Annotated in this window: 15 protein-coding genes and 2 riboswitches; of the genes, 2 read left to right on the top strand and 13 right to left on the bottom strand. The window is 47.7% G+C overall.

Features of this window, described 5'->3' with window-relative positions; genetic code table 11:
• Positions 1-22: 22 nt before the first annotated feature.
• Positions 23-134: riboswitch (SAM riboswitch) on the bottom strand.
• 66 nt (positions 135-200) lie between these two features.
• Positions 201-307: riboswitch (SAM riboswitch) on the bottom strand.
• A 276-nt stretch (positions 308-583) separates the two neighbouring features.
• The 11 genes from HP568_RS08195 to HP568_RS08145 form a co-directional block, all read right to left on the bottom strand.
• A complete protein-coding gene (locus HP568_RS08195) occupies positions 584-1,075 on the bottom strand; it encodes a methylated-DNA--[protein]-cysteine S-methyltransferase (protein ID WP_173628837.1) in 492 nt (163 codons plus the stop codon).
• A 7-nt stretch (positions 1,076-1,082) separates the two neighbouring features.
• Positions 1,083-1,598, bottom strand: a complete 516-nt coding sequence (locus HP568_RS08190; protein WP_173628836.1) for a DinB family protein — start codon at positions 1,596-1,598, stop codon at positions 1,083-1,085.
• 125 nt (positions 1,599-1,723) lie between these two features.
• Positions 1,724-2,347 carry a cyclase family protein gene (locus HP568_RS08185; protein ID WP_173628835.1) on the bottom strand — a complete coding sequence of 208 codons (624 nt, stop codon included), beginning with the start codon at positions 2,345-2,347 and terminating at the stop codon, positions 1,724-1,726.
• Between the two features lie 20 nt (positions 2,348-2,367).
• Positions 2,368-3,357, bottom strand: coding sequence for a Gfo/Idh/MocA family protein (locus HP568_RS08180; protein WP_173628834.1), 990 nt, complete (start codon positions 3,355-3,357; stop codon positions 2,368-2,370).
• Between the two features lie 24 nt (positions 3,358-3,381).
• A complete protein-coding gene (gene zwf, locus HP568_RS08175; protein WP_173628833.1) occupies positions 3,382-4,881 on the bottom strand; it encodes a glucose-6-phosphate dehydrogenase in 1,500 nt (499 codons plus the stop codon).
• 96 nt (positions 4,882-4,977) lie between these two features.
• Positions 4,978-5,598: an arylformamidase gene (gene kynB, locus HP568_RS08170; protein ID WP_173628913.1), complete on the bottom strand. Its 621-nt coding sequence runs from the start codon at positions 5,596-5,598 to the stop codon at positions 4,978-4,980.
• A gap of 136 nt (positions 5,599-5,734) precedes the next feature.
• Positions 5,735-6,913, bottom strand: a complete 1,179-nt coding sequence (locus HP568_RS08165) for an ATP-binding protein (protein WP_173628832.1) — start codon at positions 6,911-6,913, stop codon at positions 5,735-5,737.
• Positions 6,914-7,096: 183 nt separating this feature from the next.
• Positions 7,097-7,621 (bottom strand): phage tail protein, encoded by a 525-nt coding sequence (locus HP568_RS08160; protein WP_048033684.1) that lies wholly within the window; start codon positions 7,619-7,621, stop codon positions 7,097-7,099.
• Between the two features lie 15 nt (positions 7,622-7,636).
• Complete coding sequence (locus HP568_RS08155; protein ID WP_173628831.1) at positions 7,637-8,146, bottom strand: phage tail protein; 510 nt, start codon at positions 8,144-8,146, stop codon at positions 7,637-7,639.
• A 27-nt stretch (positions 8,147-8,173) separates the two neighbouring features.
• Complete coding sequence (locus HP568_RS08150) at positions 8,174-8,689, bottom strand: phage tail protein (RefSeq protein WP_048033686.1); 516 nt, start codon at positions 8,687-8,689, stop codon at positions 8,174-8,176.
• A 54-nt stretch (positions 8,690-8,743) separates the two neighbouring features.
• Complete coding sequence (locus HP568_RS08145) at positions 8,744-9,220, bottom strand: GNAT family N-acetyltransferase (RefSeq protein WP_173628830.1); 477 nt, start codon at positions 9,218-9,220, stop codon at positions 8,744-8,746.
• A 188-nt stretch (positions 9,221-9,408) separates the two neighbouring features.
• On the opposite strand from HP568_RS08145, the gene HP568_RS08140 reads away from it, so the two are divergent.
• Positions 9,409-9,726 (top strand): ArsR/SmtB family transcription factor, encoded by a 318-nt coding sequence (locus HP568_RS08140; RefSeq protein WP_173628829.1) that lies wholly within the window; start codon positions 9,409-9,411, stop codon positions 9,724-9,726.
• 99 nt (positions 9,727-9,825) lie between these two features.
• Positions 9,826-10,914, top strand: coding sequence for a saccharopine dehydrogenase (locus tag HP568_RS08135; protein ID WP_173628828.1), 1,089 nt, complete (start codon positions 9,826-9,828; stop codon positions 10,912-10,914).
• A gap of 39 nt (positions 10,915-10,953) precedes the next feature.
• Here HP568_RS08135 and pyrE read toward each other — a convergent pair whose 3' ends face one another.
• The gene (gene pyrE, locus HP568_RS08130) at positions 10,954-11,595 is read right to left on the bottom strand and encodes an orotate phosphoribosyltransferase (RefSeq protein WP_048033690.1); all 642 of its coding nucleotides are present in this window, start codon (positions 11,593-11,595) and stop codon (positions 10,954-10,956) included.
• A gap of 27 nt (positions 11,596-11,622) precedes the next feature.
• A complete protein-coding gene (gene pyrF / locus HP568_RS08125; protein WP_309142211.1) occupies positions 11,623-12,360 on the bottom strand; it encodes an orotidine-5'-phosphate decarboxylase in 738 nt (245 codons plus the stop codon).
• Between the last annotated feature and the right edge of the window lie 6 nt (positions 12,361-12,366).

Genomic DNA, 12,366 nt, shown 5'->3' with positions numbered 1-12,366 from the left:
TGTTAGCAGCTACTGCTCCTCCTCCTTATCTACCAGGACGTATATGTCCTGCAGGAATTGGCACCTTGTCACAAAATATGCGTGACGGTTGCCGGGCTTCATCGGGCCAGTCCCTCCACCTCTCTGGATAAAGAAAATATGAAATTGAAAAAAACCTTCTTCGCTAAGAAGAAGGTTCATCTACTAATGGAGTAACCCGCTTCTTATCTATCGAGACGAAACGTCTCGCAGGAATTGGCACCTTGTCGCAATATGCAACGGTTGCTGGGCTTCATCGGGCCAGACCCTCCACCTCTCTGGATAAGAACCATTTATGCTGTTGAGCTTTATTCTAAGAAATTCCAAGGCAAGCGTCAACAAAATTCTTTCTTTTCTGATTGCAAGCTGATTTGGCCAGGCTTTCTACCTCTTCCATACTGCAGCAAGTGCAATGAAACCCGCCCTCCTGGCATTCCTCAGGCAGCTCTTTTTCCTCGACATATCCGCACCATTGGCAAATCATAAGTTGCATCATCGCACGCCATAAGGAACCTGTTTCCCTCTATGAAATTGTCTATTCTCACTACTACCCTCAGATTTTACCTTATTTTTCCCTATTTTGTGAACATTGTTCGTGGGCCAGTAGCCATTCCTTTCGCCACAAGCCACCCGAATAGCCTGTTAAACTCCCGTTTGCTCCTATAATTCTGTGACAGGGTACGATGATGTTCAGCCGATTTTTTCCGTTGGCATTCCCGACAGCCCTCACCGCATTTTCCTTCCCAATCAACGCGGCTAGCTCCTTGTACGTAATCTTGTGCGCATAGGGAAGAGTGATCAATGTGTGCCAGACTGTTTTCTGAAAGTCTGTCCCTTTCATACACAGGGGAACAGAAAAGGACTGTCTCTCGCCGGAAAAATATTCGTCCAGTTGTTGCCGACAAACGAGGAGAGGCTCTAGGCATTTGTCTACTTGTTCAAGCAAAATGGGTTCGTCCCGATCTGTGAACATGATCGAACATACCCCGTCTTCTGTCCCACTGATTTCCAAGATGCCGAGTGGCGAAACATAATCAATTGTCTGTAATCTCTCCATACAAGACCTACCCTAGATACCGATCTTTCAAAATGGTTCTGTGGTGAGCTTCATGTCCAACAATCACATAGGCCAGCGTCCTTGCAGATAGCTTGTTTCCGTTGGCAAGTCCTGTACGCAACCACGCTTCTGGGGAGATTCCGCGAACCTGCGCGATGGTGGAAGCCCGAACAGCCTTATACTCTTCCACTAAATCAGAGAGGTCTCTTCGCTGAAAACACCCGTGTTCGACAAAAGCATTCTCATCAAAACCAACGAGGGGTGTCTGATCTCCTCTCGCGATTCTCAGCAAGCGATAGCTCATGATGCGTTCTGTATCGACGAGATGACCCAAAACCTCTTTTACCGACCATTTGCCTGGTGCATACCGATAATCAATTTGCTCAGGCGCAAGTGACGAAAATAATGCGACTTGCCTCTCTCCTTGTTGTGTAAGGATCGTTTGCAGATCCCCCTCCGGTACAAGTCCAATATAATAGTCAAAATATGCAGCGTATTCATCCTGCTCTGGTCGTTTGAGCATGCATTTCCCACTCCTCTTCATTCATTTTGGATAGACAAATTATACCACTATGCATCCTCAGCCAAGCATTTCTTGTCCAATACGAACGAACCCGCCTGATCTTCACAGGCGGGTGACCGTCACCATTATACGCTATGTAAGCCTTCAAACAGTAGGACCCTTGCCGGGGCTGCATCCGTGCCGATCAGCTTGAGTGGTGCAGCTACCAAAAAATACTCGCCTGGTGGGACCTCTCCTAGCCGCAATCCTTCCACGACAATGACTCCCGCTGCAAACAGCTTTTTATGTGTGGGGTGTCCTTCCTGGGCGCGTTCGATTCCAAGTGCATCGGTACCAATGCCCCGCACACCCAGCTCACTTAAATACTCTGCCCCTTCTTCAGACAGAAAGATGAATTCAAAAGAGAACGCCTCTTCAAAAGAGTTTTTCGTTTTAAACAGGACAAAATCTCCTCGCACAAGATCGAAGCTCTCTAAGTCGGAGCGAGTGATCCTGTCCTCTACCGCTGTGAGATCGAGAACCTTGCAACTGCCCACTAGCTTCTCCAAGGAAATACTCTCAAATGTATCGCCAGCATTCACCATGTGCAGGGGAGCATCCACATGGGTACCAGAGTGAAGGTCCATGTCGATTCTCGATTCTGTTACATAGCCATTGGTAGCGGTTCGTATTTTCGGCTGCTTTTCCGGCTTGTTTTTATACACCGTCATTCCTTCGAACACGGTGGCGGTTACATCATACATTTTCATCCCCAACGCCCTCCCTTTGCCTACTGTTTTTTTCGATCCGCTGGAAAAACAATCCCCATCTGTCTTCTCACTTCATCCATGACCTGCATGGCCATTTTGGATACTTCATGCGAATTCGTTGCAGACTGTCTGGCCCCGCTTCTCGCCAAGTGTAGGAATTCTCTTATTTCATAATGCATGGTCTTTGGGGGTTGAGGCCTTGTCACTTGCTCGATTCGTCCATCCCTGTAACGAATGTCCACTTCTTTGAGATGGTTGATTCGGTCGATCACCATCGTAGCGTCCTCCCCTTGAATTTCTGCTGGTTGATAGGAGGTAGTAATTTTCGAGAAGCTAATGATTGCATCCATCTCTCGATACTTCAAAAGCATACTGCCTTCTCCGTCCACACCAGAATCAAGCACAATTCCTTCTGCTTTGATGTCATCTGGTCTGCCAAAAAGGATGAGTAGCGGATAAAGACAATAGATTCCGATGTCCATCAAGGCTCCGTTTGAAAAAGCAGGATCAAAAGCACGTAAAACCTTTCCTTCGCGATACGCATCATAACGCGAAGAATATTGGCAATTGCTAGCAATAAAGCGCCGTACTTTTCCCAGCTTGTACAGGTTGTCCTGTATCGCAAAAAAATTGGGCAGCAAAGTAGATTTGACAGCCTCCATGAGCAGCACGTCATTTCTTTTCGCTGCTTGGATCATTTCTTCTACCTCAAACGCATTCGAAGCCAGTGGCTTTTCGCATAATACGTGTAACCCCGCGTCCATGCACTGGATCGCTTGCTCCGCGTGGCAGGAGTTGGGGCTCGCAATATAGACCGCGTCCACATTTTTGCTTGCAGTCATTTCTTCCAGGCTGTTATAGGCGAATGGAGCATGGTACTTGTCAGCGAATTCCTTGGCGCGTTCGATGGTACGTGAATAAACAGCCTGAAGAGAAAATCCTTCTACTTCTTGACCAGCCTGGATAAATTCCTCGGTGATCCAGTTCGTTCCAATTACGCCAAATCGCATCTCATCCGCTCCCTTTTCTTTTTTCTATCTCGTTGCAGTGACCGGCACTCGTTCCTCGACCTTATCCAGCCACCACACGAATCCGTCTGCTGCAAGCAATTGCTCTGCGGCCTTCGGTCCGAATGAGCCAGCTTCGTACGTAAAGAGCGGCACCGAATTTTCCGCAAAGGCTTCCAAAATCGGTGTCACCCACTCCCATGACAGCCGGACCTCATCCCAATGCGCAAAGTAAGTGGAATCCCCTCGGAGTGCATCGACCAAGAGCAGCTCGTACGCTTCTGGTACGTCTTTTGTCCCTGCACTGAAATCTACCGTCACCGGTTCAATCTTACCGCTATTTGTCGGATTCTTACTATTTACCTGCAAAGCAATACCTTCGTTCGGATTCACGCTGATGATCAACAAATTAGGCGCTGGCGTTTCATTTTGTTCCTGATATAGCTTTTTGTGCGGATTTTTAAACTCAATGACGATCCTGGTTGATTTCTCTTGCAGTCTTTTCCCCGTGCGAATATAAAAAGGTACCCCTTTCCAAAACGGATCATCAATCCAGACACGCGTGGCAATATACGTTTCTGTCATCGAAACGGGATCGACACCAGGCTCGTCCCTGTAGCCAGCCACAGGCGTCCCATGAATATGTCCTGCGCTATACTGACCGCGAATAACGTGTGTGTGGACTTCTTCTTTCATCATCGGACGCACGGCTGCCATCACCTTGCGCTTTTCTTCTCTGATATGGGCGGACGTGATTCGCTTCGGAAGCTGCATAGCGAAGATCATGAGCATTTGGAGCATGTGATTTTGAAGCATGTCGCGCAGTGCCCCGGCTGGCTCGTAATATCCAGCCCGATCCTCAACGCCGACCGTTTCATTCGCCGTAATTTGTACGTTTGCGATGTACTGATTATTCCAGAGAGCCTGGAAGACCGGATTCGCAAATTCGAGAGCCTCGAGGTTTTGAACCATCGGTTTTCCCAAGTAATGGTCAATGCGATAAATTTCTTCTTCCGAAAATGCTTTCCCCAGCTTTTCATTCAATTCTTTCGCTGATTGCAAATCATGTCCAAACGGTTTTTCAATGATCAGACGCTTCCAGCCTGTCGTTGAGCCCAATCCGCTGGCCTTGACATTGGTAGCAATTCCCTCGAAAAATTGCGGGGCTACTGACAAGTAAAACATCCGGTTTTGCGGGATCTGCAGCTCTTGCTCTTTTTTCAGGACCAGATCATGTAACGTTACATAAGCACGTGGTTCCATGACATCTACTTCCGCATAGCAACAAGCAGACAAGAAAACGTCTAGTTCGCGGGAATCAATCTGGGCACGACGAGAAAACTCATGGACAGACTGACGAACAGATTCCTGAAATTCGTTATCAGACCAGACCCTTCTCCCCACACCGATAATCGAAAAGGCAGCAGGCAATTTTTGATCTACATATAAGTTAAACAGCGCAGGGAAAATTTTGCGTTTGGCTAAATCTCCTGTCGCGCCAAAAAGGACAAAGGTCATCGCTTCCATCTACTTTTTCATTCCCTTCCTACCTACGCCGTGATGATGGTTATAGTGGTACACTGTTATTATTCGAGAAAATCACTGCTTTATCAATATGCAGCCTTAAGAACGACGCAAGATTGCACGTACCGGACTTCCATCTGCTTCCATCAAAAGCAGTGGCAGTGCGATCAATTCGTAATCACCCGGTTCGACATGATCGAGCAGGAGCCCCTCCAAAATATGAATTTCATGCTCGTGAAGCCCGTGATGAGCGGCCAGTTCCTTGCTGTCCAACGGATCGACAGATGGGACATCCACTCCGATCAACCGAATGCCTTTTTGGGCGAGGAACGCTGGCAAATCCGCTCGCAGATGACAGATGGATGACGGAAACTGATTGGGGGCGCTCCATGATAATGTTTTGAGCAGCAAACGTTCCACCCCCTCCAGATCAACCTGGGCAAAATCTTCTGGGCCAATGCTGGAACGTCCAGTAAGCTCTACTACCCTTGTCTCTCCGATATACAAGTCCAAAGGCAATTCAGCTATTTTTCGGCCAACGTCATCGAAGTGAAACGGAGCATCCACATGGGTGCCTGTGTGAACACTCATTGTTACTTTACCGACATTGACCGATCCGCTCTCCGCTTTGGGCCAGTTTACGACATAGTGAAAGGGAGTGTCCCCTGGCCAGGTCGGCATACCTGCCATGAGCGGACGGGATATATCTATTATTTTCATCATGTATCCTCCACCTTCCAGCAACTGTTCATACCTATACTCAGCGTACAGAAAAGACTATATTGAGTCAATATTCTAACATTTTTACCAAAAAAAGACCGCAGCTTGATAGAGAGCTGACAGTCTTTTCGTTGATTCAGATCCTAGTATGAAGAGACAGGTAGTCCCACACTTCATCATAAATCCCATGGTAATCCACTTGTTTCAAATGTTCTTTCAAAGTCCTCAACCACTCAATGGTTGTTGGATAGGTAGCTGCAATGGCCTCCCGTAGATCGCTCATCTGAATCGGGCGATCGACCCCTTTTGTTACAATATCATGCCATACCTGCTCCGTTGCGAGCTCCACTACATATTCAATGTCTGCCCCCGAATAAAACTCTGTCCATCCTGCTAATTGCCCATAATCGAGCATCTCAGTGGGACGGCCCTCCAGTTTTAAGCGAAAAATATCCTCCCGTGCTTGCCGATCTGGCGGTCCGACAAAAATCCAGTGATCAAAGCCGGCTGCTCGGAGCATGGATGGCTCCAATTCCCACGGGACGTTGGTTGCACCCATCAGGACAAATCGTTCGTCGTACTCGCCTGCCTCCGCTATCTGCTGAAGCCATTTGGAATCGAACCCCTGTCTGTTAGAGGAGTTCGCATGCTCTTCGTAATGGCTGGAAGCGTCCAGTTCATCTAAAAAGAACAGAAACGGTTTATTGGCAGGGGTTGTTGCCAGTAAGTCATGGATGTTGAACGGCCTGTTTGACGGCGTATACATACTTCGACTGCCTGTGATCGCCATGGAGAAAAAATGAGCCTGGCATTCTTCTGCGGTTGCTTTTGCCAGCAAAGATTTTCCGCATCCCGATGGTCCGTAAAGTAATATGGTACTTTTCTTTTGAGGCAACCGTTGCGAAATAGGATGTAGAAGTCTTTGAAAAATTGCCTCTTTTACTCGTCCAAGCCCGCCGACCATTCCAAAGCCCGCCGTTTTCTCAACGAGTTGAACCGATTTCGCGGTGGTCTTTCCTTTGCCCCCTTCTATGACGCGTATCTTAGGTGAAAACATCGTAGTGTATGTAGAGGAATCCTTCTGATTGATCCCTTTTAACGTCCGCGAATATGGGGATTCCTTTTGTAGCTTGTTGAGTTCGATCACAATTTTTTCCTTCATCGATTCATTTCCATAGGCAAGAGCCTGCGTAAATGCCTGTAAAGCCTCCGTACGATCCCCTTGCTCAGCATGCTCTAATCCTAATAACAGCCATACTGGCGCGTTGCGTTGGTCGCTCGTCAACATGCTTTTCAGTATTTCTATCTTCGTCATCTGCTTCATCCTCTGCGATCGTTCTGCTCCAAGCGATCGTTTAGTATCACGGACATATCCATTATAATGCATATATCTCGCAAGAAGAATACGAAAAGTAGGAAAAGATGGAAGAAGAGCTGTGACCGTCATTCAAAAAAGACGCCTTCTGCTACACAGCAGCGGGCGTCCAAGATACAGTCTCTATCCTCTCGACGGAAAAGCTCCGCCTTCCACACAAATGATGAACGAGAGTCCGAGATAAGGTTGCATATTATTATGAGGCTGAGTCCCGCCTGTGGTTCCAATTGCTTGCGGGCTAAGCGGTGTCCCATCACTCGTACTGGAGTAAGGAATGATACCTCCCCGGCCACCAGTGGATGACCAACTCGCCCCTGTTGGCGTATCCCCTGTAGGCGTTGAGCACGCATTTGGAACATGCGTATGCACCGGAATTTCGTTTTGCAGCAGTGTTATATTGGCAGCGCCATCTGTCTGACCTGCCGTACGCGGTGTCAAGCCAGGTCCTGCCCCCTGGTTCATCGGGGCTGTTCCTCTTAAATTAGGAAGTGCAAATGTGGTCTTGCCATCTCCGCCATACTTTGTACCCAATATCGAATACAAAACAGGATTGGAAGGGATCGTAAGCAATTGTCCATCACAAAAAGCCCAGTCCCTTGGCGGGAAGTTGCCAGCGAAGATACGAATTTCTCCAATATACGGATCCATATGAGAGTGCCTCCTCTAGTTTCTTGACGGGTAAATCCCTTGAATCGCGATGCAAAAATTCCCGACGAAATACGGCTGCATATTCGTATGAGGTGCACTGTTTCCTACCGTTTGCAACGCGCTCTCACTCATCGTCGTATCAGGGGTTGTCCCATAGGTTGTGGTGGATGCTTGCGCCCAGTAGTTCCCAGGGCTAGTTTTTTCACTGGCAACTGCATTCGAGCCAGTAGCCGTATGGGTATGGGCAGGTATCTCGTTTGTTGTTAATACATGCGTTTCTTCTCCGGCTGACATCCCAAGCGGTACGATTGGACGATCCTGTTGATTGTTTTTATGAACGGGGACACGTCCTCTTAAATCTGGCAAAGCAAACGTGTTTTTCCCGTCCCCTCCATAAACAACTCCTAACAAGGAAAACAGTGCCTGGTTTCTGCTGATAGGCAACACCGCACCATTACACAAAGCCCAACCCTGTGGCGCAAATGGAAAGGGAAAAAATCGAATTTCTCCAAGAAATGGTTCCATGTAAAATCCTCCTGTTCGATTGGCATATTAATTTTGTTGCGGATAAATCCCATACAGGGCAATGATGAAATTAATAACCGTAAACGGCATCAGGTTACTGTGTGGTTGATTTCCACCTACAGTACTCAAGCTGGAGGCGTTCATCAATCCATCAGGTGTATTTGTTGAATAAAGCTGCGTATTCTTTGCCCATACAGCATTGGCAGGGCTGTTCTGCGTTCCTGGCTGCGATGATGCATGGACCGTATGCGTATGCGCAGGCAATTGTGAAACGGTTAAGGTGACGGATTCTACACCATTTTTTTCACCCATCACGTAGGTAGTTCCTGTACTCGGATTTTTCCCTTGATTAAGCGGGATACGTCCCCGTAAATCAGGCAACGCAAAAGTCGTTTGTCCATCCCCGCCATATGTGGTTCCAATCAATTGAAACAACGTGTCGTATTCCGAAATAGATAAAATCTGTCCTTCGCATAATGCCCATCCTTGTGGTGCATAATCTCCTCCAAACATCCTGATTTCTCCAAGAAATGGCTCTGCCATGTTGCTTCCTCCTTATATAAAGTGGTAATTTCCGTTGTCGAACGAACAGATAGGTCATTTTTGCAGAACTGGCTGCCATTCCATTTGGATGTACAGCCCCGTTGAGTCTGTCACGATGAAATGAAGTCGTTCATATAATCGAAAGGCGGGATTCCCTTGTAAAACACGTAAACGGATCGGTAATTGGAAAGCTTGAGCCTCTTTTTGCAAATCGCCAATAATACTAGAACCAACACCCTGTCCCCGATAAGCAGGCAGCAAAGAAAGATCAACAAGATGCAGTGCATCTCCGCTCGCATCCGTGATCAAACGACCGATAGGCTGCCCGGATCGGAGAATGATTTGATGATTTTGAGCGGGAAACTGCATTTGGTAAGATTGCTGCTGCATGGCATACTGCGACTGTAAAAAAGCAAGCTTGTCCGACTCACTCCAACCCCAAAGTGCCATTTCTTCGGTTCTCGTAGAACAGTACAATTCCCAAATAAATGCTTCGTCTTGCTCGTGTTCAAAAGGTCTGGTATGTACCATAATCCTCCTTGCAGCAATCGCTGTACTTTTCTGATATCCTGCCTGATTAAATAGCAATCATAAATCATGATATCATTAGCCAAATTCCTTCTGACACTAACTAAAGTTAGCTCTTTTATCGCTTGCAAAAATAAGGAAGAACCCATATACTTTGGTTTAAATGATTAAATTTATTAACGGAGTGTGCAATGACGAATCCAACCTGCAATGAAAAAGCGATTCAACTATTTATGGAGTTAAGTCCATACTTCCAAGGCTTGGGTGATCCGATTCGGCAGCAAATCGTAGCTCTTCTCATCGACAAGGAAAGCATGAATGTAACACAAATTGCCGAGCATATTCCCATGTCTAGACCTACGGTGTCTCATCACTTGAAAATATTAAAACAAGCGGGCCTGGTAAACGTTCAAAAGAAAGGGACAGAGATGTTTTATCGGCTTGAAATTACAGAAGCGATCAGGCTTTTCAAGCAATTGGTGACTTTCGTCGAGGAAGAGTGCAACTGAATTTGAACCGTCACGAAAAGGGACAGTGTGTCCCTGTTTTTCACACCTATACGTTAATAAACTTAAACGAATAAACATTTAATCAAAGGGGCGATTTTCATGAATCTTACCAAAGTTTTCATTGTCGGCGGCTACGGAACAGTTGGGAGCCAAATTGCCAAGATCCTGCATGATCGTCACCCTACTCTCGAATTATTGCTGGGAGGAAGGTCTGCGGGAAAGCCTTTGCCTTTTGCGTCCACTCGGCTAAAGCCTTTCCTTCTGGACATCTCCAAATCCGATCCTCTCGCCCATGCTCCGGATGATTTGACCTTGATCATTAGTGCAGTAAATGATCCTGATGACACACTGCTGCTTGCTGCTGTTCGCCGACAGATTCCTCTGATTGACGTCACACGTTGGACAGAACGATTTTCACGATCGATCGAACGCTTGAAGAATGAGAACCTTGGCTCTCCAGTCACTCTCGCCTCAGGTTGGATGGGGGGAACTGTAGCGCTTCTCGCAAGCATACATACAGCTACCCTGCAAGATGTCCAGATACATCTTCACGCCCTTTATTCCCTGCAAGACAAAGCAGGTCCAGATTCCACCGACTATATGGATCGAATGACGATCCCTTTTACTGTCACCACACCCACTGGCGTAAAAGAAGTGACACCCATGTCAGATCCGGTAGCCGTGACCTTTCCCAATGGGTTTCATACGAAATGCTATCGTCTTGACACACCTGATCACATGACGCTCGTGAAAGCCCAAAACGTAACTACCGCTGATTTTCGCATCGCCTTCGACCATAAACTGTCTACTTTTGCCCTCGTTTCATTGGTAAAAAGCCGGATATGGAATCTGCTCGGCAAGCGCACACGTCAAAAAATACTGTACAATCCAGGCGCAGGATCTCCTCACCATGTTGTCATCCAAATAAATGGGCGCAATCTGCATGGCGTAAAAGTGAAACGCCAAGTCGAGATTACTGATCCAAAAGGGCAGACTCATCTGACCGCTTTGGGAGCTGCCATTTTTGCACAATCAATCCTTCGGCAAAGCGAAAACGCAACTGTTGTGCCCGGCATTCTGTTTCCAGAGGATTTCGGCCATTTCGAAATGACTGCCGACGATATCCTCCAGTTTTATCGATCCGAAGGGGTCCAGATTGTGATCCACGACGAAACAAAAAAAGAGTAGGACGATCTGACCGCCGCCCTACTCTTCATCATGTATCACTTATGCTTCAAAAAAAGTTCGCGGGGATTTCCGCCATTCGCCCAATACTTTTTCCTGTTCGCTCGTAATAACCCCTTGCTCTGAAGCTACTTCCAAAAGTGCTGTGTAATTCGATATGGTGGAGCAAGGAATACCTGCTTCCTCAAACAAGGCTTGGGCATCCGGGAATTGGTAGCTGAAAATGGCTACGACCCCAAGTACCTCTCCACCATCAGCCTGCACCGCTTGCGCTGCTTTCAAGGAGCTGCCTCCTGTAGAAATCAGGTCTTCAATCACGACTACCTTTTGACCAGCCGCTAATGCGCCCTCAATCTGATTTTGGCGACCGTGGCCTTTTGCCTTGTCCCGTACGTAGATCATAGGCAGATCAAGCAGCTCTGCCACCCAGGCAGCATGTGGAATACCAGCAGTCGCTGTTCCCGCCACGACTTGCGCATCTGGGTACTGCTCCTTGATCAAATCGGCAAATGCTTTCGCAATGGCACGGCGCACATGCGGATAGGACATCGTGATCCGGTTGTCGCAGTAGATCGGGGATTTGATCCCGGACGTCCATGTAAAAGGTTGCTCCGGTCGCAGATGAACTGCCCCGATTTCGAGAAGATTCGCTGCAATTTGTTTAGCGGTTGTCATTGTCGTCATTTCCCTTATTCCCTCCAGCTGGCTACTTTACGAACGATCTTTTTCCACTGCTGCGACGATACTTTGCCAAACCCCGACCGGATCTTTTGCACCCGTAATGGCGCGTCCGATCACGAGGTAATCACTGCCCAAGCGGAATGCCTGTTCTGGCGTCGTGATACGCGTCTGATCGCCTTGATCTGCTCCCAGTGGACGAATTCCTGGCGTTACGGTTACGAAAGCGTCTCCAGCAGCTTTTTTGATCATCGGTACTTCAAGTGGAGAAGCAACGACCCCATCCAAACCAGCTTGCTTGGTCATCCGTGCATAGTGCACCACAACATCTTCTACCGCACCTGGAATCGCCAATTCTTGATTCATCGTTTGCAAACCAGTGGATGTCAGCATCGTCACACCGATCAGGAGGGGACGAGCAGCACCTGCCGCTGTCCCTTGCTCCAAACCTTCTCTCGCTGCTGCCATCATGGATACCCCGCCTGCCGCATGAACGTTTACCATGTCTGCTCCCAGACGCGCCAGGCTTTTCATTGCGCCTTTCGCTGTATTGGGAATATCATGAACCTTCAAGTCGAGGAACACGTTAAGTCCTTTTTCCTTCAGAAAGGAAACGATCGCTGGCCCTTCTGCGTAAGCGAGCTCCATCCCCACTTTTACATAGCGGATATGCCCCGCTAAAGGCTCGATGCACTTCTTGACTTCATCCAGTGTGGAAAAGTCGAGCGCAACAATCATGCGTTCGCGAATATCGGTAAGTTGTTGTTGCACGCTACT

The organism is Brevibacillus sp. MS2.2, from assembly GCF_013284345.1.
GTDB classification, from domain to species: Bacteria; Bacillota; Bacilli; order Brevibacillales; family Brevibacillaceae; genus Brevibacillus; species Brevibacillus brevis_C.
Note: the sequence above shows the minus strand (reverse complement) of the source record. Positions and strands in the feature narration are given on the sequence as shown.

Coding starts and splice junctions, on each gene's coding strand:
- HP568_RS08195 (WP_173628837.1), bottom strand. CDS start 1,075: ATGGAGAGATTACAGACAATTGATTATGTTTCGCCACTCGGCATCTTG.
- HP568_RS08190 (WP_173628836.1), bottom strand. CDS start 1,598: ATGCTCAAACGACCAGAGCAGGATGAATACGCTGCATATTTTGACTAT.
- HP568_RS08185 (WP_173628835.1), bottom strand. CDS start 2,347: ATGAAAATGTATGATGTAACCGCCACCGTGTTCGAAGGAATGACGGTG.
- HP568_RS08180 (WP_173628834.1), bottom strand. CDS start 3,357: ATGCGATTTGGCGTAATTGGAACGAACTGGATCACCGAGGAATTTATC.
- zwf (WP_173628833.1), bottom strand. CDS start 4,881: ATGGAAGCGATGACCTTTGTCCTTTTTGGCGCGACAGGAGATTTAGCC.
- kynB (WP_173628913.1), bottom strand. CDS start 5,598: ATGAAAATAATAGATATATCCCGTCCGCTCATGGCAGGTATGCCGACC.
- HP568_RS08165 (WP_173628832.1), bottom strand. CDS start 6,913: ATGACGAAGATAGAAATACTGAAAAGCATGTTGACGAGCGACCAACGC.
- HP568_RS08160 (WP_048033684.1), bottom strand. CDS start 7,621: ATGGATCCGTATATTGGAGAAATTCGTATCTTCGCTGGCAACTTCCCG.
- HP568_RS08155 (WP_173628831.1), bottom strand. CDS start 8,146: ATGGAACCATTTCTTGGAGAAATTCGATTTTTTCCCTTTCCATTTGCG.
- HP568_RS08150 (WP_048033686.1), bottom strand. CDS start 8,689: ATGGCAGAGCCATTTCTTGGAGAAATCAGGATGTTTGGAGGAGATTAT.
- HP568_RS08145 (WP_173628830.1), bottom strand. CDS start 9,220: ATGGTACATACCAGACCTTTTGAACACGAGCAAGACGAAGCATTTATT.
- HP568_RS08140 (WP_173628829.1), top strand. CDS start 9,409: ATGACGAATCCAACCTGCAATGAAAAAGCGATTCAACTATTTATGGAG.
- HP568_RS08135 (WP_173628828.1), top strand. CDS start 9,826: ATGAATCTTACCAAAGTTTTCATTGTCGGCGGCTACGGAACAGTTGGG.
- pyrE (WP_048033690.1), bottom strand. CDS start 11,595: ATGACGACAATGACAACCGCTAAACAAATTGCAGCGAATCTTCTCGAA.